This window comes from Frigoribacterium sp. PhB24, from assembly GCF_003755185.1.
Classification (GTDB): domain Bacteria; phylum Actinomycetota; class Actinomycetes; order Actinomycetales; family Microbacteriaceae; genus Frigoribacterium.
The window spans coordinates 105,240-122,512 of record NZ_RKIC01000014.1; the positions used below are offsets into that span (position 1 = coordinate 105,240).

Below are 17,273 nucleotides of genomic sequence, written 5' to 3' on the forward strand. Positions count from 1 at the left end.
CGGCGCATCGGCAGGTCGGACCGAGCCGGTTTCCAGGCGGCGTGTAGTTAGCTCGTCCGGTGACCGCTCACCCGACCCTCTCGACGACCCCGGCCGTCCGCCGACGGGTCACGGGTCGCTGGGTGGTCGCCTCGTCGGCCTCGCTCGTCGTGCTGGCGGGCGTCTACACGATCGCCGTCCTCACCGAGACCGGCCAGTCCATCGAGGACAGCATCCTGCGCTCGGTCGACGGCACGACCCTGTTGCAGTCGGGCGTCGCGCTGGACGCCATCTCACCGCCGGCCGTGCTGCTGGTCGTCGCCCTCACGATGGTCGTCGCGTTCCTCCGGCGCCGACCCGGTTCGGCCGTGCAGGCGGGCGTGCTGATCGTGGGCGCCACGGTCACGACGCAGGTGCTCAAACAGCTCGCCCCGCGCCCCGAGCTCACGGGCGAGCTCTACGGCAACAGCTTCCCCAGCGGGCACGTCACGGTCGCCGTCGCCGCGGTCCTGGCGATCATGACCACCTTCGGCCGGCACGCCCGACCGCTCTTCTACATGGTCGGTGCGGCCTTCGCGGCCGTCGTCGCCGAACAGACGGTCGCCTTCGGCTGGCACCGCTGCAGCGACGTCGTCGGGGCCTGCGCCGTGGCGCTCCTCTGGCTCGGTCTCGTGCGCATCGCCGCCGCCCGCCTCTCGCGAGACCCCCGCGGCCGTGACGACGTCGGTCCGCGGTCGCACGGCGCGACCTCGGTGGTGCTCGGCCTCGCGCTGGTCGTCTGCCTCACCCTGTCGGGCGCGATCTGGAGCATCGGCATCGGTGCCGACATGAGCCTCACGACGTCGACCGGGCAAGGGGTGCTGATGGGGGCGCGCCTGGCCGCGGCGGGCGTCGTGCTCGTCACGTGCTGGATCGCCTGGAAGCTCGACCGCAAGGCCTGAACCCTCGATCGCACGGCCCGCGCCCTCGATCGCACGGCCCGCGCCCTCGATCGCGAGTTCCGTGCCGGTGCCCCGTGCCGATGCCCTGTGCCGCCCGACCGGCTCAGCCCGCGGCGCCCGTCCCGAACAGCAGCCCGAGCAGGTAGGTCACGGCGGCCGCCCCGAACCCGATGCCGAGCTGTCGCAGGGCCCGCCTGACCGGGCTCGCCCCCGACAGCAGCCCGACCACGGCACCCGTGCCGAGCAGCGCGACGCCGACCAGGGCCGAGGCCACGACGACGGCCGCGAGCCCGGACAGGCCGAACAGGTACGGCAGCACGGCGATCACGGCCCCGGACGCGAAGAAGCAGAAGCTCGAGGCGGCAGCGCCGAACGCCGTGCCCAGGGTCTCGTGGGTGGCGGGCTCGTCGGCCGGGCGCGCCTCCTGGTCCGGGGCGTCCGCCCAGCCGGCCGTGGCGGCACCCGGCGCGGCCCCCGCAGGAGGCGCGCCCGGCGACGAGACACCTCGCCCCGCCCCCGCGAGCACCTGCCGCGCATGGGCCTCGGCCTCGTCCGGCGACATGCCTCGCGCCCGGTAAACGAGGGCCAGCTCGTTCGCGTCGACGTCGAGGTCGGGCAGCACCTGCCGCGCCGTCGGGTCGGGCGTCGAGGCGTCGAGCAACTCGCGCTGCGACCGCACCGAGACGTACTCGCCGGCACCCATCGACAGGGCCCCTGCCAGCAGCCCCGAGAGCCCGGTGAGCAGCACGACGTGGTTCGCGACGCCGGAGGCGCTGATGCCGAGCACGAGCGCGAGGTTGCTGACGAGCCCGTCGTTGGCACCGAACACCGCGGCACGGAACGACCCCGACAGACGATTGCGACCCCGTTCGGCCAGACCGCGCACGACCTCACCGTGGATGCGTTCGTCGGCGGCCATCGCGTCGGTGGCGTCGACGTCGGTCGCATAGGGCGACCGCGCCTCGGCACTCTGCACCAGCGCGAGCACGAAGATCGAGCCGAAGCGCCTGGCCAGCACCCCGAGCACACGGGTGCGCAGGTCGGTGCGGGCCGGACGCCCGACGTCGGTGCCGAGCAGGTCGACCCAGTGCTGGGCATGGCGGCCCTCGGCGTCGGCCAGGGCGAGCAGGATCGCACGCTCCTCGCCGTCGCGGCGGCGGGCGAGATCGCGGTAGGTCGACGCCTCGGCCCGTTCGTCGGCGAGGTAGCGACGCCAGCGGCGGAGGTCGGCCGGGGTCGGGGTGGTGGCGGGCGTGCGGGTGGGCATGGGGACAGTATCCGGCGCGAGTACGGTCGAGCGGTGAGCACACCCCGACCCCGCTACCTCGGCGTCGACCTCGCCTGGCGCGACTCGACGCCCGAGCGTCCGGCGAACGAGACCGGCCTCGCCGTGATCGACGCCGACGGCACGGTCCTCGACGTCGGCTGGGCCCGTGGGGTCGACGAGGTCGAGGCCTGGGTCCTGCGCTGGTCGACGCCCGGCTCCGTGGTCGCGGTGGACGCCCCCGTGCTCGTGCCGAACGCGACGGGGATGCGGGCGAGCGAAAGGCTCGTGGCGCGCGCCTACGGTCGCTGGCACGTCTCGGCCAACGCCAGCAGCGCCTCCTTGCCCTGGCTCGGCGGGCGCACCCTCGGCGAACGCCTCGAGCGTGCCGGCGGCGTCTACGACGACGGTGTCGTGCCCCTGCCTGCCGAGGCCGTGGGGCATTTCGAGTGCTACCCGTACACGACGCTCGTCGGCATGGCCGAGCTCGGCTACGACGACAAGCGTCCGCGCTACAAGCGACCCGACCTCACCCTGCCGAAGGAGGCGCGGCGCGAGGCCCGAGCGGCGGCCTGCGACGATCTGCTGCGTCGGGTGGCCGGACTGGCCAGGGCCGAGGTGCCGCTGCGTCTCGACTCGCACCCCGTGTCGGCGATGCTCCTCGACGAGCCGTCGCCGCTCGTCGACCGGGCCTACAAGCACCGTGAGGACCTGCTCGACGCCCTGGTCTGCGCCTGGACGGCGGCGTTGCGCGACCGCACGCCGGCACGCCTGCAGGTGCTCGGCGTCGACACCGAGGCGGACGACCGCGGGAGGCGCGCGACGCTGATCTCGCCGGCCCGCCCCGAGCAGCGCCTCGGCCCCGCGCCCGTGGCGAGGGTCGGCCGGGACGCGCGCCGCGCCTCCTGACCTGACGCCCCGGGGCGCGACCCGGCGTCGTGACGCGACCCGCGCCTCCTGACCTCGGCTCGTGCCGCCGTGTGGCAGGGTGACGGCATGCCCGCACGACCCGTGACCGTCCGCCGCACGACCGCCGACGACTGGCAGCACGTCCGCGACCTGCGCCTCGCGATGCTCGCCGACACCCCCATCGCGTACGGCGAGACACTCGCCGTCGCCCGGCGCCACACCGAGGCCGAGTGGCGGATGCGTGCGGCCCGGGGCGAAGCCGAACACGGCACCTCGCTCGTCGCCATCGACGACGAGACGGGCGCGTGGGTCGGCGCCATGGGCGGCTTCCTCCAGGCGCCGGGGCAACCCCTGCTGGTCGGCGTGTACGTCGCCCCGACCCACCGAGGGCGCGCGGCCGGCGTCACCGACCTGCTGCTCGACGGCGTCGAGGCCTGGGCCGCGACCGAGGGCGACGTCCTGCGACTGCACGTCCACGAGCAGAACGAGCGGGCCGTCGCGTTCTACCGTCGGCGCGGCTACGAGCCGACGGGCCACACCAACGCCTACGCCCTCGACCCGACGGCACGCGAGCTCGAGATGCTCGCGCCGCTGCGCTGAGCGCGGCGTCCGGCGGTGTCCAGCACGCACGACGTGTTCCTCGAGGGTCCGCACGACGAGTCGCGACGGCTCGTCGAACGCACCCTGGTCGAGCACGGGTTCACCCTGTCGCTCGCATCCGACGGCAGCACCCGGGCCACCCGGGGCACCCTGGCCTCCACCCTGGCGCTGCGGGCCTTCGCCGGCCGGGCGCAGTTGCTGACCGTGGCCGTGCAGTGGTTCGTCGACGACCGCGGGCGGCTCGTGGCGCGCATCGTGCACGAACCGGCCCTGTCGGTGCTCGGCGGGCCGGTCGGCGTCGTCCGGGCGCAGCGGGCCGTCGGCGAGGTCGTGCGGGCGCTCGAGACGGTCGCCCTCCGACGCGGCGCGCCGTGACGAGGGGACGAACCGCGTCCGCGGCCGGACGTCACCCGTCCTGTCCCCCGAAACACGAGGCCCGTCGCCCGTCCCTGTGAGGAGCGTCCACGTCTGAACCGCACCATGTCGTGCGGCCTAGCGTTCGGCGAGATGGAGGGCGCGAGTCCTGCATCGGTGTCGTCCGGACCGTGGGTCCCTGCCCGTGAAGCTCTCCCTGCGGCCCGGCGGCGTCACGGAGAGGATGCCGGGCCCGACGGCCCGCCGTCCTCTTCGTGACGCCCCGTCGTGCCGAACCGGCGTCAGCCCGCCACGCCGTCGACGTAGAGCCAGTGCCCGTCGACCCTGGCGAACCGACTGACCTCGTGCTGGGACCCCACCCCCTCGGCGTCACGGAAGTGCGCCTCGAACTCGACCGTGCCCTCGGTGTCGAACGGTCCGCCCGCGTGCTTCCGCACGACGTCGAGCCGGAACCACCGCGTGCCCGGGTCGACCTCGAGCGTCGCCGGCCGCGTCGACGGGTGCCAGGTCTCGAGCAGGTAGGAGGCGCGCACGAGCACGAACGCCGAGTACCGCGAGCGCATCAACCGTTCCGCCGTCGGGGCGGGCGTCGTGCCCTGGTGCAGCGGCCCGCAGCACGACCCGTAGGTCTCGCCGCTGAGGCAGGGGCACCGGGCCGAGTCGTCGAGGTCGCGGCCGGGTCCGGCGGCGGCGTCGGCGGCGACGGCGACGGCGGCGGCGGCGGGATCAGCAGGAGGCATCGGGCCATTCTCCGGCACGTCCCGGCGCCCTGACGTTCGCACCCTCGCCCCCGCCCTCGCCCTCGCCGGCAACTCCTGCCTCGCGTCACCGCCGGCCCGCGCCCGGCGCGTCCCGGCACCCCGACGCAGCACCAGCCCGGAGTTGCCGACACCGGCCACGCCCTGCGGCCCGCGGCCTGCGGCCTGCGGCCCTGCGGCCCGCGGCCGGCTGCCCGCGGCCCTGCGGCCCGCGGCCGGCTGCCCGCGGCCCTGCGGCCCGGCGGCCGGCTGCCCGCGGCCCGCGGCCCGCGGCCCGCGGCCGTCGGTACACCGTGGACGGGCGCCGGGTCCGGCCGGACGGCTCCCCAGTCCGGGTCGCACCCCAACAGGCCGCCCCCGCACTGGGCATCGCCCTGGGGGTCCCGACCTGTCACGGTGATGCGGTGACGATCTCGCCGACCTCCGCCTCGCACCCCGTCCACGAGCAAGAGCTCGTGTTCGCCCACGTGCGCGCGGTCCTGGGCGCGGCCGAGGCCAGTCCCGTGCTGCCCCGGCTGTCCCGTCGCAAGACCGCCCGCGCCCTGGCGTCGGCCGGCTTCTGCAACCTGACCGGCGAGCCCGTCCGGGCGTCCGCACTGAAGCAGGACGGGACGCAGTTCCTCGACCGCTCCGAGACCGTCCTGGTCGAGTCGCTCAACCGGGGGCGACGCTTCTACGGCCTGTTCGTCGAACCGACCTCGCCGACCCACGAGGACTGGGCGACGATCACCGACATGTTCGCCGAGCTCGGACGCCGCGTGTACGGCCGTCTCGCCCCCGCCGACCAGTTCCGCGGCTGAGAGGTCCCGCCGCGTCCGAGGTCGCGTCCCGCCGCGTCCGAGGTCGCACCACCCCCGCGTCGTCGAACCACCCGGGAGCGTGGTTCGACGACACGACGATGGTGCGACCCGGCCCCGCACCTGCCCGCCGCCCTGCCTCCGGCCCCCACACCTCGCGCGCACGCCACCCCGCACGGGGTAGCGTCGCGGCATGCACGCCCTGCCTCCCGGAGCCCTCCGCATCGTCCACCTGAGCGACGCGCACCTGCTGGCCGACGGAGCCCTGCACCAGGGCGTCGTCGACACGACCGAGGCCCTCGACCTCGTCCTGACCGAGGCCGCGCGGGTCGAGGGGGTGCGGCTGCTGGTGGGGTCGGGTGACCTGTCGGACGACGGGACCCGCGCCTCCTACCGTCACCTGCGCGAGCGCACCGACGCGTGGGCGCGCTCGGCCGGCGCCGAGGTCGTCCTCGTGCCGGGCAACCACGACGTGCGCGAGGGCTTCGCCGGGGTGCTCGGCGGCGACCCGGCCCGTCCGCTCGACGTCGTGCGTGACGTCGACGGGTGGCGGGTGGTCGGGCTCGACACGTCCGTGCCCGGGGCGGGCTACGGCCTGCTGCGGGCCGAGCAGCTCGCCTGGCTGCGCGACGAGCTCGCGACGCCCGCCGGGCGCGGCTCCGTGGTCGTGCTGCACCACCCGCCGATCGCCGCGCCGACCACCCTGCACGAGTCGCTCGCCCTGCAGGACCCGGAGGCGCTGGCCGCGGTCCTCGAGGCGTCGGACGTCCGCGTCGTCCTCGCCGGGCACTACCACCACCACATGGTCGGCCACCTGGCGGGCGTGCCCGTGGTGGTCGCGCCCGGGGTGGCGAACGACACGGACGTGCTGGCCGCCGTCGGCACCGAGCGAGCCGTGCGCGGCTCGGGCTTCACCGTCGTCGAGATCGCGGCCGAGGGATCGGTGCGCTCGACCCAGGTGCGCGTGCCCGACGCCCGCGACGGCGACGAGGTGTTCGTGCTCGACGAGGTCGCCGTCGCCCGCATCGCCGCCGAGGCCGGGCGTCCCCGCGCCTCCTGACCCGCGCCCAGGGGCCGCGCGTAGGCTCGTCCCAGGTCTGCCGCCCACCCGGGGTCGGCGCGAGGCCGATCGTCGAGTACTGAAAGTGAGACCCCATGCGCGTGGTCGTCGTCGGAGCCACGGGCAACCTGGGTACCGCCCTGCTCACCCGCCTGCAGGCCGAGCCCGAGGTCACGTCGCTCGTCGGCGTCGCCCGCCGCGGCCCCCGGATGGCGACGCCGCCCTACGGCGAGGTCACCTGGTTCTCGATCGACGTCGGTGCCGACGACTCGCCCGTCTCGCTCGAGCGTGCCTTCGCCGGGGCCGACGCCGTCGTGCACCTCGGCTGGGCCCTGCAGCCGAGCCACCACAAGGCCGTCATGTACCGCACGAACGTGCTCGGCACGTCGCACGTCCTCGACGCCGCCGCCCGGGCCGGGGTGCCGCACGTGCTGATCGCGTCGTCGGTCGGGGCCTACTCACGCGGCCCCAAGGGGCGCCGGGTCGACGAGACGTACAAGACCAAGGGCGTCCGCCGGTCGAGCTACTCGAAGCACAAGGCGATCAACGAACGCGTCATGGACGCCTTCGTCGAGCAGCACCCCGAGGTCACGCTGACCCGCATGCGCCCGGGCCTGGTCTTCCAGGCCGCCGCGGCGAGCGAGATCGTCGGACTCTTCGCCGGGCGATGGGTGCCCACCCGCTGGATGCAACGCGTGCGGCCCCTCTTCATCCCTCTCGCCCCGCGCTTCGTGTCGCAGGTCGTGCACGCGAGCGACGTCGCGGACGCGTTCTGGCGGGCGATCGACCGGCGTGCCGGTGGCGCGTTCAACCTGGCCGCCGAACCCGTGGTCGACCCCGAGCGCATCGCGAAGGCCTTCGGGTCCCGCCTGCTTCCGGTGCCCTACCGCCTGCTGCGCGCCGTCGTGCAGCTCACCTGGCTCGCCCGCCTGCAGCCGACCGAGCCGGGCTGGCTCGACATCGCGGCCAAGATCCCCGTCATGTCGACCGACAAGGCCCGTGACGTGCTCGGCTGGACGCCCGGCCACACCTCGGACGAGACCCTGCGCGAGTTCGCCCACGCGCTGGCCCACCGCACGAACCACGAGGGCTCGCACCCGCTGCACGGGTGATCCGACGCGACCGGCGAGGCCCTACGGCAGCGTGAGTTCGAGCGTGCCGTCGTCGCGCACGCTCACCGACACGTCCTCGTAGCCCGAGACGCGCGGCAGGCCGTCGGCGGCCGGTCCGTCGTGGTCGCCCACGACGACGACCGAGGCTCCGGAGGCGCGGGCGGCCTCGAGTCCCGCCGCGGCGTCCTCGAAGACGACGACGTCCGCGGGGTCGACGCCGAGCAGCTCGGCGGCCAGCAGGTAACCGTCGGGGGCGGGTTTGCCCACGGCCACCTGCTCGGACGCCAGCACGAGGGCCGGCCAGGGCACGCCCGCCTCGGCCATCCGCGACCGTGCGAGGTCGTGGTTGGCACTCGTCACCAGGGCCACCCGGTCGCCCGGCAGGGTCGCCAGGAACGCGGCGGCTCCCGGGATCTCGACGGTGCCGTCCCGGGCGCCGGCCTCGACGGCCTGCAGCCCGTCGGTGAGCGCACGTGCCTCGCCCTCGGGCAGACGGGGAAGGAACCGTCTGACGGTGTCGTGGGTCTGCCGGCCGTGCGCGAACGCCAGCAGCTCGACGACGTCCAGCTCGTGCTCGGCGGCGAAGTCTCCCCAGATGCGTTCGACCACGGCCGTCGAGTCGACCAGGGTGCCGTCCATGTCGAACACGATCGCGCGGCAGGTGAGAGTCGTCATGGCGACAGTCTGCCCGGGCGCACATGCGGCACGCACCCCCGCGGCGTACCGTGCGCCCATGCACGAAGACGAGCACGACACCCAGACCGGTTCGATCCCTGGAAGCGAGCGCACCACCGCCGAGATGCAGCGGTCGACCACCGAGGACTCCCCCGCCGTCGACGCCGACACCGACCTGGACGCCGTCCAGGCCCTGCCCGGTGAGGGCGGGCCCGACGACGGTGGCGACATCGAGGTCGACCCCGACGATCTCAACCTCTCGGGCGACTCGATCCCCGGGCACCCCAAGCCCGGCGAGGCCGATCCCGCCGACGACGGCACGGACCACGCCGCACCGTCGCACCCGAAGCCCGGACCGCCGAAGCCCCGAGGCTGACCTCCCGCACCGACCACGAAGGGCCGCACCGTCTCGACGGTGCGGCCCTTCGGCGCGAGTGGTGTGGTGCCGGGCGAGCCGCCCCGTGAAGAAGCTCTCGGACCGCCGGGCACCACGCGCCCACCGTGGGCGGGCTCGTTCACGGTACCTCCGCATTCTGGGCGCACAAGGGGTGGACCATCAGAGAAAGACCTGATCAGGAGCCGATAAAGGCTAGACGAACTAGCGATCGGCACCAGGGGCCACCGTCTGCCCACCCGATGTCGACCGTTCCGCAGGGTGCGATCGCGAGACCGTCTAACCTCTCGGTGACGAGCGATCGTCCACAGCCTGTCCACAAAGCGAAAACCTCGACCCGAGGTACGGTCGGAGGCGTGACCGACCTCGCTGCCGACGCCTCCCCCACGACCGACACCGCACCTCCTGTCCCCGTGCTCGTGGTCATCGACCGGGCCCGGGTCGGCGCCCGCGGCGACGGCCCCGGGTGGCACGTGGCCGACGCCGCCGAGCCGACCGTGAACGTCGTCGACCTGGGCGTGACGCGCGGTGACGGCATCTTCGAGGCGTTCGGCGTCGTCGACGGAGCGGTGCAGGCGCTCGAACCGCACCTGCGCCGACTGGCCCGGTCGGCGGCCCTGCTCGACCTGCCCGACCTCGACCTCGACCTGATCCGCGAGGCCGTCCTCGCCTCGGCTGCCGCCCACGAGCCCGTCCCGTTCGCGTTGACCAAGCTGATCGTGACCCGCGGCCTCGAGGGCCTGCCCGACAGCGAGCCGACCGCGTGGGCCCGCACCGAGGTCTACGAGGACCACGCCGCGGAGCGACGCGACGGCATCCGCGTGGTGTCGCTCGACCGCGGCTACCGGCACGACGTCGCGCAGACCTCGCCGTGGCTGCTGCAGGGCGCGAAGACCCTCTCGTACGCCGTGAACAAGAGCGTGCTGCGCGAGGCGGCCCGCCGTGGTGCCGACGACGTGCTCTTCGTCAGCAGCGACGGTTTCGCGCTCGAGGGGCCGTCGGCCTCGCTCGTCGCCCGATTCGGCGACCGCTTCGTCACCCCCCGCACCGACCAGGGCATCCTCGAGGGCACCACGCAGGCGGCTGTGTTCGACGCCCTGGCCGACCTCGGACACGAGACGGCGTACGAGCTCGTGACGATCGAGCGTGTGCACGAGGCCGACGCCCTGTGGCTGTTCTCGAGCGGCCGTCAGATCGCCCCCGTGTCGGACCTCGACGGCCGGTCGTTCGCGATCGACCACGAGCTGACCTCGTCACTCGTCGAGGCACTCTGGGCCCGTCGCGACTGAGCTCTGCTCACGGCTCGGAGGGGCGGACACCGCGCGGCGACGCCCGTCGTTCGAACGAATGTCCACGTTGCGAACGATGCGTCGGCCGATGGTGGCGATCGATCGGCGACCTGCGAGAGTCGGGAACGCGTCGATTCACGGCGACGCGACCCGCACCACCCCGTTCCGCACGCGGTCGCAGGGCCGCAGAGATGAGCAGAACAATGAACATCGTCCACGCCTCCGGGCACCACCCCCTCGCGCACGACCTGGCTCCCACCGAGCCGATCGACATCAGCGCACTCCTCCTGGCCGAGGCCTCGGCATGAACGCCGCCGACCTCGCCCGTCTCAGCCACGACCAGCTCGTGGCACACGTCCGTCGCTCCGTCGACGTGACCGGTCACTACGTGGCCGACCAGCGGGTGCCCGCCGCCCGCATCGAGGTCTACGCCAAGCGTCGACCCACCGGCCGAGTACGACGGTCGCAGCCCGAGCGCGAGCCCGTCGTCTGCGGCACCGTCCTCGACATCACTCCGGGCCCCAGCTACGCCGACTTCTTCGCCCCCTCGGCGCAGCAGCTCGCCACCGCCTGACCCCGGCTCGGCCCTGGCCGACGCGACGACCGCCGCCCCCTCGGGGCGGCGGTCTCTGCATGTCGTCAGCCGGCGCAGGAGGCGCGGTGCCGGTCCCGAGGACCCGCACCGCGCCTCCTGCGCTCGCGTCGTCGCCGACTAGGAGGCGCGGCTCCGCAGCAGCGTGAAGCTCGCGTCGCGCACGAGCAGCGTCGTGACGGCGCCCTCGACCTGCTGGCCGGGGTCGCTCGACGAGGCGAGCTCCCACTCGCCGTGGGGCGCGTCGGGCACGTTGAACTCGACGACCGACGTCGAGCCGTTGACGAGGTAGGCGAACGCGTCGGCGTCCTTGTGCGTCAGGACGAAGGTGATCGCCTTGTTCTCGCCCTGCTGCCAGTCGCCGCTCGAGAACGAGTGGTCGTCGGCACGGCGCACCTGCACGTGGTCGTCGCTCTCGACCTCGGGGGCGTAACGGAACCAGTCGGGGCGCAGGGCCGGGTTCTCACGACGCAGCGTGATCAGCTCGGTCGTGAAGGCGAGCAGGTCGCGGTCGGCGCGCTCCCAGTCGAACCACGAGATCTCGCTGTCCTGGCAGTAGGCGTTGTTGTTGCCGCCCTGGCTGCGGGCGATCTCGTCACCACCGAGGATCATCGGCACGCCGGCGCTGAGCAGCAACGTGCCGAGGAAGTTCCGGCGCTGACGGTCGCGGTACTCGTTGACCGCGGGGTCGTCGGTCGGGCCCTCGGCGCCGCCGTTGAAGGACTTGTTGTCGCTCTCGCCGTCCTGGCTGTCCTCGCCGTTCTCCTCGTTGTGCTTCTCGGCGTAGCTCGTCAGGTCGGCGAGGGTGAAGCCGTCGTGAGCGGTGACGAAGTTGACGCTCGACAGGGGCGAGCGACGGTCTGCCTCGTAGACGTCGGGGCTGCCGAGCACGCGGTCGGAGAAGGTCGAGAGCACTCCGGGCTCGCCGTTCCAGAACTCGCGGACGTCGTCGCGGAACTTGCCGTTCCACTCGGACCAGTCGGCCGGGAAGCCGCCGACCTGGTAGCCGGCGGTGTCCCACGGCTCGGCGATCATCTTCACGCTCTGCAACACGGGGTCCTGGTGGATCAGCGTGAGGAACGCGCTGTGCTCGCTCGCCTCGCCGCCCTGACGCGTGAGCGTCGTGGCCAGGTCGAAGCGGAAGCCGTCGACGTGCATCTCGGTGACCCAGTAGCGCAGGCTGTCCATGATCAGGGCGAGGGCCGCGGGGTGGCTGACGTTCAGGCTGTTGCCCGTGCCGGTCGTGTCGAAGTAGTTGCCCTCGTCGCCCTCGACCAGGCGGTAGTAGGCGGCGTTGTCGATGCCCTTGAACGAGATGGTCGGGCCCATGTGGTTGCCCTCGGCCGTGTGGTTGTAGACGACGTCCATCCACACCTCGAGACCGGCGGCGTGCAGGTCCTTGACCATCTGCTTGAACTCGGCGACCTGGCCGCCCTTCGTGCCCGCGGCCTTCGACGCGTACTCGTCGTGGGGGGCGAAGAAGCCGATCGAGTTGTAGCCCCAGTAGTTGCGCAGGCCCTTCTCCTCGAGGTGGCTGTCCTGCACGAACTGGTGCGTCGGCAGCAGTTCGACGGCCGTGACGCCGAGGTCGGTGAAGTGCTTGATGGCGGCCGGGTGGCCCATGCCGGCGTACGTGCCACGGATGTCCTCGGGCACGTCCGGGTGAGTCTGCGTGAAGCCCTTGACGTGCACCTCGTAGACGACGGTGTCCTCCATGGCCGTGAGCGGGCGCTGGTCGTCACCCCAGTCGAAGTCGCGGTCGGCGATGACGTTGCGGGGCATGGCCGCGGCCGAGTCCGTGTCGTCGCGCTGCTCGGGCTCGTCCATGTCGTGGCCGAAGACGGCCTGACCCCAGTCGAACGTGCCGTCGAGGGCCGTGGCGTAGGGGTCGAGCAACAGCTTGTGCTCGTTGTGACGGAGGCCGTTCGCCGGGTCCCAGGGGCCTGCGACCCGCAGGCCGTAGCGGGAGCCGACCCGCGCCTCCTCGATGACGGAGTGGAAGACGTGGCCGGTGCGGTTCGTCAGCTCGAATCGGCGCTCGGTGCCGCCGCCGGTCTCGTCGGCCTCGTCGGCCTCGTCGTCGAACAGGCAGAACCAGACGTGGTCGGCGGTCTCGGAGTACACCGCGACGTGGGCGCCGCCGCCGGGCAGGGGCGTGACGCCGAGGGGGTAGGGCAGGGAACGGGAGTCGGTCATGCTCCCAGCAGTACAGGACGGGCGGTTCCGGCGGCCAAGCTGAGCGCCGTACCCCGTCGGATCGTCCGCCCCGCCCCGCCCCGCCCCGCGCCTCCCCTCGTCCCGCCCCGCCCCACCCCGCCCCTCCTCACTGCCCCCGTGAACCCGGTTTCGAACGACGAACCCGAATCCTCCCGGGTTCATCGTTCGAAACCGGGTTCTTCAGCGATCGACTCGTCTCCTCCCCCGCCCCACCCCAGGCCCGTTCCCGCACAAGGCACGAGGCGCGGGACCTCCCCGTGGACGACACCGGGCACCATGACCCCGTGGAACACACGGACCCCATGAGATGCGAGTTGCGATTCACGGCGACGCACGGCGACGGCGCCCCCGAGACGATCGCCCTCCGTTCCGGCGTGGCGGACGGCTCCCTCGTGCGCATCCACCGGGGCGTCTACGCGGCGACCTCGGACTGGGAGGGGCTGGACTCCCGCGAGCGCCACGTCCTCTTGACGAGGGGCATGGCGGCCGGCGCGGCACGGAACTGCGTGGTCTCCCATGTCTCAGCCGTCGCGGCACTCGGCCTCCCCCGGGTTCACGACCGTTTCGACGACACCGTCACCGTCACGGACCCCCGCCGGACCTCGACCAAGACGTCGACGCACCTCCTCCGTCGCCCAGGCGAAGTCCCGACCGACGACGTCCTGCGTCTTGGCGACTTGTCGGTCACCGCGCTGCGACGGACGGCGGTCGACGTCGCCCGGACAGCTCCCTTCGCCGATGCCGTCCTGTGCGCCGACGCGGTCCTCCGCCGGCTCGTGCTGCCGAACGGACACCGGACGGGGCCATCGGTGACCGCTGCCGTCCGGCGCGAACGCGAAGGATTGCTCGGCAGGCTCGGCCCCACCACCCGTCCGGGCAATCGCGCAGCACGCCGTGCGGTGCAGTTCTCGTCGCCCTTCGCCGAGAACGGCGGCGAATCGCTCCTCCGCGTGGTCCTCTTCGAGCTCGGCCTCTCGAACGTCGAGCTGCAGCGGGAGTTCCGTCTCGCCGACGGCCGCGTCGCACGCTGCGACACGTACCTCGCCTCCCACGGTGTCGCCGTCGAGCTCAACGGTCTCGTGAAGTCGACCGATCCCCGCATGCTGGCGGGCCGGACGCCCGCAGAGGTCGTCCGCGACCGTACCCGACGTGATCGGGCGTTGTGCCGACTCCCCGAGGTGCGGGCCGTCGTCAACTGCGACTACCTCGATCTCGTGTTCCCCGAACGACTCGGCGGACTGCTTCGAGACGCCGACGTCGACCTCGACCGACGCCGGGTCACGGCTGCTGCCCGCGAAGCAGCTCGTCGGTTCCGCGGCGATGGCCCGTAAACCCGGTTTCGAACCATGCACCCGAAAGCTTCTGGGTGCATGGTTCGAAACCGGGTTCGAGGCTGGGTTCGAGGCAGGGCGGGCAGGGCGGGCAGGGCGGGCAGGGCGGGCAGGGCGGGCAGGGCGGGCAGGGGGGGGGCAGGGGCGGGGGGCTAGCTGACGTGCACGTCGGGGCGGCGCCCGCGGGACGGCTCGGCCCGGCGCAGCACCTCGCGGGTCACGGGTGCGACCTCGCCCACCCCGGTCAGGAAGAACCGCCCCATGTTCGACAGTGGGTTGCCCTCGGTCCACTCGAAGTAGATGTCGGGCACGACGCCGGTCTCGTCACGGATCGCCAGCAGCACGCTGGCCACGGCGTTCGGCACGGCGCCGCTCGTCGTGCGCAGCACCCGGTAACCGTGCAGTGCATGCCCCGTCACGACGAGGTCCTCCTCGAAGTTCGAGGAGTCCCCCTTGTGCACCTCGAGGAAGATCACGGGCGAGCGCTGCGGGATGCCGCTGTACTTGCGTTCGGCCGTCAGCTTCTTCTTGTAGATCTCGGCGACCTCGCGCCCCGGTTCGTGGGCGATGACGCGGATCGTGCCGTACTCGTCGGCGTCCTCGCGCACGTACGCGAGGGCGGTGTCGTCGAGGGTGACCGAGGTCGCCCTCAGCTGGAACGACCGCTGCACGCGCGAGACGAGCGACACCGCGATGATGCCGATGATGAAGATCGCGGCGATGCGCACGCCGTCGGGCCGCTCGACGACGTTGGTGATCGTCGTGTAGACGAACACCAGGGCCACGACGCCGAAGCCGATCGTGCGCTTGCGCTGACGCGCCCGGCGCGCCGACAACGTCACGGCCACGGAGGCGCTGGTGATCAACACGAGCACCCCCGTCGCGTAGGCCCCGCCCTGGGCGTCCACATCCGCCTCGAACACGATGGTGATGACGAAGGCGATGACCGTGAAGACGAGCACGAGCGGTCGGACGGCCCGGGCCCACTGTGGTGCCATGCCGTAGCGCGGCAGGTAGCGCGGCACGAGGTTGAGCAGTCCGGCCATGGCCGACGCTCCGGCGAACCACAGGATGCAGATCGTGCTGACGTCGTACAGCGTGCCGAAACCGTCCCCGAGGTACTGGTGCGCCAAGTAAGCCAGGGCGCGGCCGTTGGCCGACCCGCCGGCCTGGAACTCGGCCTGCGGGATCAGCAGGGTCGTGACGAAGCTCGACAGGATCAGGAACGAGCTCATGATGACGGCGGCCGTGGCGAGCAGGCGCCGGGCCCCGCGGATGCGTCCGACCGGCTTGGCCGGGGTGTCGGTGGCGTCACCGGTGATCTGCGGCATGACGGCCACGCCGGTCTCGAAGCCCGACAGCCCGAGGGCGAGCTTCGGGAACACGATCAGCGCGATGCCGACCATGACGAACGGGTTGCCGTGCTGGACCGTCAGGGCCTCCCACCAATCGCCGATGACGACCGGGTTCTCGCCGATGTGGAACAGCGAGACGGCGATCACCACGAGGTTGAGCGTCAGGAAGATCGCGACGAGGACGACGGCGATGCCGATCGCCTCACGGAACCCCCGGAGGAAGACCGCGGCGAGCAGCGCGACGAGGACGAGGGTCAACGGCACCTCGGCCCCGTGGAACCACGCCGGAGCGAACGGGTTCTCGACCGCGTGCGCCGTGGCGTCTGCGGCCGACAGGGTGATGGTGATCATGAAGTCGGTGGCGGCGAAGCCGAGCAGCACGAGGACGAAGAGCTTGCCGCCCCACCAGGGCAGCAGTCGTTCGAGCATCGCGATCGACCCCTCGCCGCGGGGGCTCTCGCGGGCGACCCGGCGGTACACCGGCAGCGCGCCGAACAGGGTCAGGAGCACGAGCACGATGGTCGCGAGCGGCGAGAGCAGCCCGGCCGCGACCGCGGCGATGGCCGGCTGGTACCCCAGGGTCGAGAAGTAGTCGACGCCGGTCAGGCACATCACCCGCCACCACGAGTGGGTCTTCGCGGGCACCTGGGCGTGCGGGCCCTGGTGCGTGCCCGCGGTCTCGGCGAGTCCGTGCAGCAGCCAGCCGCGCAGCCGTCGCTTGGTCTCGTGAGGGGTCGGCGGGACGACCCTGGCGGGTGACTCGGGCTGCGCGGACACGGGTTCCTCTCGGACGTGCGGGGCGCACGGCCCTCGGTGCAGGCACGCGCCCTCTCACGTTAGGCCGCGCTCGCCTCCTCGTGGCGGCGTCCGGCGTTAGGGAACCGTGAGGATGTCGCGGGCGGCCGGGGTCACGGGCCCGCGGCGGCGTCCGCGTCGCCGTCGGGCACGAAGCGGTAGCCCATGCCGAGCACCGTGACGAGGTGTCGGGGCGCGGACGGCACCGGTTCGAGCTTCTTGCGCAACTGGGCGAAGTAGAGCCTGAGGTACCCCGTGTCCTTCGCGTGGAACGGCCCCCAGACCTCGGTCAGGATGGTCTCGCGCGAGATCAGCTTGTCGGGGCTGTGCAGCAGCAGCTCGAGGATCTTCCACTCGGTCGGCGTCAAGCGGATCGACTCGCCCGCCGGCTGCCGCAGCACGGTCTTCGCCGCGAGGTCGACCTGCACGTCTCCGAACGCCACCACGGGCTGCTCGTCGTCGGTGCCCGACGGCAGCCGGCGCGTCTGCGCGCGGATGCGGGCGAGCAGCTCGTCCATCGAGAACGGTTTCGTGACGTAGTCGTCGGCGCCCGCGTCCAGCGCCTCGACCTTGTCGGCGGCGTCGGTGCGGCCCGACACGACGAGGATCGGGACGGTGGACCAGCCGCGCAACCCCTGGATCACCTCGACCCCGTCGAGGTGCGGCATGCCGAGGTCGAGCATGACGAGGTCGGGGTGCCGGGTCGCGGCCAGGTCGAGTGCCTCACGCCCGTCGGCGGCCGTGACGACGTCGTAGCCGCGCGCCCCGAGGGTCACCTTGAGCGCCCGCAGGATCTGCGGGTCGTCGTCGGCGATCAGGATCTTCACGGC

General features: G+C 72.9%; 17 protein-coding genes. 11 read left to right on the plus strand and 6 right to left on the minus strand.

Translation table 11 applies throughout. The features are described 5' to 3' along the window. Positions 1–59 precede the first annotated feature (59 nt). Positions 60–920 (plus strand): phosphatase PAP2 family protein, encoded by an 861-nt coding sequence (locus EDF50_RS13545; RefSeq protein ID WP_123520047.1) that lies wholly within the window; start codon positions 60–62, stop codon positions 918–920. Between the two features lie 103 nt (positions 921–1,023). Here the strand turns inward: EDF50_RS13545 and EDF50_RS13550 are convergent, their stop codons facing one another. Next, positions 1,024–2,187: a VIT1/CCC1 family protein gene (locus tag EDF50_RS13550; protein WP_123520048.1), complete on the minus strand. Its 1,164-nt coding sequence runs from the start codon at positions 2,185–2,187 to the stop codon at positions 1,024–1,026. A 33-nt stretch (positions 2,188–2,220) separates the two neighbouring features. Between EDF50_RS13550 and EDF50_RS13555 the strand changes: the two genes are divergently transcribed. From EDF50_RS13555 to EDF50_RS13565, 3 genes are all read left to right on the plus strand, one after another. Then, positions 2,221–3,093, plus strand: coding sequence for a DUF429 domain-containing protein (locus tag EDF50_RS13555; RefSeq protein WP_123520049.1), 873 nt, complete (start codon positions 2,221–2,223; stop codon positions 3,091–3,093). Between the two features lie 87 nt (positions 3,094–3,180). Then, positions 3,181–3,693, plus strand: coding sequence for a GNAT family N-acetyltransferase (locus tag EDF50_RS13560; protein WP_123520166.1), 513 nt, complete (start codon positions 3,181–3,183; stop codon positions 3,691–3,693). Between the two features lie 15 nt (positions 3,694–3,708). Further along, on the plus strand, positions 3,709–4,068 hold the full coding sequence (locus tag EDF50_RS13565; protein ID WP_123520050.1) for a hypothetical protein: 360 nt from the start codon (positions 3,709–3,711) through the stop codon (positions 4,066–4,068). A gap of 281 nt (positions 4,069–4,349) precedes the next feature. On the opposite strand, the gene EDF50_RS13570 is transcribed toward EDF50_RS13565, so the two are convergent. After that, on the minus strand, positions 4,350–4,808 hold the full coding sequence (locus tag EDF50_RS13570) for a YchJ family protein (protein WP_158612728.1): 459 nt from the start codon (positions 4,806–4,808) through the stop codon (positions 4,350–4,352). Between the two features lie 422 nt (positions 4,809–5,230). On the opposite strand from EDF50_RS13570, the gene EDF50_RS13575 reads away from it, so the two are divergent. From EDF50_RS13575 to EDF50_RS13585, 3 genes are all read left to right on the plus strand, one after another. Next, positions 5,231–5,626: a hypothetical protein gene (locus EDF50_RS13575; RefSeq protein WP_123520051.1), complete on the plus strand. Its 396-nt coding sequence runs from the start codon at positions 5,231–5,233 to the stop codon at positions 5,624–5,626. 190 nt (positions 5,627–5,816) lie between these two features. After that, positions 5,817–6,683, plus strand: a complete 867-nt coding sequence (locus tag EDF50_RS13580) for a metallophosphoesterase (RefSeq protein WP_123520052.1) — start codon at positions 5,817–5,819, stop codon at positions 6,681–6,683. 95 nt (positions 6,684–6,778) lie between these two features. After that, entirely contained in the window at positions 6,779–7,795 is a 1,017-nt protein-coding gene (locus tag EDF50_RS13585) for an NAD-dependent epimerase/dehydratase family protein (protein WP_123520053.1), read from the plus strand. Between the two features lie 21 nt (positions 7,796–7,816). On the opposite strand, the gene EDF50_RS13590 is transcribed toward EDF50_RS13585, so the two are convergent. Next, complete coding sequence (locus tag EDF50_RS13590) at positions 7,817–8,470, minus strand: HAD-IA family hydrolase (protein WP_123520054.1); 654 nt, start codon at positions 8,468–8,470, stop codon at positions 7,817–7,819. Positions 8,471–8,528: 58 nt separating this feature from the next. Between EDF50_RS13590 and EDF50_RS13595 the strand changes: the two genes are divergently transcribed. From EDF50_RS13595 to EDF50_RS13605, 3 genes are all read left to right on the plus strand, one after another. After that, positions 8,529–8,846 carry a hypothetical protein gene (locus tag EDF50_RS13595; protein WP_123520055.1) on the plus strand — a complete coding sequence of 106 codons (318 nt, stop codon included), beginning with the start codon at positions 8,529–8,531 and terminating at the stop codon, positions 8,844–8,846. A gap of 374 nt (positions 8,847–9,220) precedes the next feature. Continuing rightward, positions 9,221–10,153 (plus strand): aminotransferase class IV, encoded by a 933-nt coding sequence (locus tag EDF50_RS13600; RefSeq protein WP_233570643.1) that lies wholly within the window; start codon positions 9,221–9,223, stop codon positions 10,151–10,153. A 304-nt stretch (positions 10,154–10,457) separates the two neighbouring features. Next, positions 10,458–10,727: a hypothetical protein gene (locus EDF50_RS13605; protein WP_123520057.1), complete on the plus strand. Its 270-nt coding sequence runs from the start codon at positions 10,458–10,460 to the stop codon at positions 10,725–10,727. Between the two features lie 138 nt (positions 10,728–10,865). On the opposite strand, the gene glgX is transcribed toward EDF50_RS13605, so the two are convergent. Beyond that, positions 10,866–12,941: a glycogen debranching protein GlgX gene (glgX, locus tag EDF50_RS13610; RefSeq protein ID WP_123520058.1), complete on the minus strand. Its 2,076-nt coding sequence runs from the start codon at positions 12,939–12,941 to the stop codon at positions 10,866–10,868. Between the two features lie 305 nt (positions 12,942–13,246). On the opposite strand from glgX, the gene EDF50_RS13615 reads away from it, so the two are divergent. After that, positions 13,247–14,293, plus strand: a complete 1,047-nt coding sequence (locus EDF50_RS13615; protein WP_123520059.1) for a hypothetical protein — start codon at positions 13,247–13,249, stop codon at positions 14,291–14,293. A 152-nt stretch (positions 14,294–14,445) separates the two neighbouring features. On the opposite strand, the gene EDF50_RS13620 is transcribed toward EDF50_RS13615, so the two are convergent. Further along, entirely contained in the window at positions 14,446–16,260 is a 1,815-nt protein-coding gene (locus EDF50_RS13620; RefSeq protein WP_233570654.1) for an amino acid transporter, read from the minus strand. Between the two features lie 296 nt (positions 16,261–16,556). Continuing rightward, positions 16,557–17,270, minus strand: a complete 714-nt coding sequence (locus tag EDF50_RS13625) for a response regulator (RefSeq protein WP_123520168.1) — start codon at positions 17,268–17,270, stop codon at positions 16,557–16,559. Positions 17,271–17,273: the final 3 nt, after the last annotated feature.

Excerpts from the sequence above, each read along its gene's own strand:
- glgX (WP_123520058.1), bottom strand. The coding sequence starts at position 12,941 with ATGACCGACTCCCGTTCCCTGCCCTACCCCCTCGGCGTCACGCCCCTG.
- EDF50_RS13550 (WP_123520048.1), bottom strand. The coding sequence starts at position 2,187 with ATGCCCACCCGCACGCCCGCCACCACCCCGACCCCGGCCGACCTCCGC.
- EDF50_RS13570 (WP_158612728.1), bottom strand. The coding sequence starts at position 4,808 with ATGCCTCCTGCTGATCCCGCCGCCGCCGCCGTCGCCGTCGCCGCCGAC.
- EDF50_RS13590 (WP_123520054.1), bottom strand. The coding sequence starts at position 8,470 with ATGACGACTCTCACCTGCCGCGCGATCGTGTTCGACATGGACGGCACC.
- EDF50_RS13580 (WP_123520052.1), top strand. The coding sequence starts at position 5,817 with ATGCACGCCCTGCCTCCCGGAGCCCTCCGCATCGTCCACCTGAGCGAC.
- EDF50_RS13605 (WP_123520057.1), top strand. The coding sequence starts at position 10,458 with ATGAACGCCGCCGACCTCGCCCGTCTCAGCCACGACCAGCTCGTGGCA.
- EDF50_RS13620 (WP_233570654.1), bottom strand. The coding sequence starts at position 16,260 with ATGTGCCTGACCGGCGTCGACTACTTCTCGACCCTGGGGTACCAGCCG.
- EDF50_RS13595 (WP_123520055.1), top strand. The coding sequence starts at position 8,529 with ATGCACGAAGACGAGCACGACACCCAGACCGGTTCGATCCCTGGAAGC.
- EDF50_RS13585 (WP_123520053.1), top strand. The coding sequence starts at position 6,779 with ATGCGCGTGGTCGTCGTCGGAGCCACGGGCAACCTGGGTACCGCCCTG.
- EDF50_RS13560 (WP_123520166.1), top strand. The coding sequence starts at position 3,181 with ATGCCCGCACGACCCGTGACCGTCCGCCGCACGACCGCCGACGACTGG.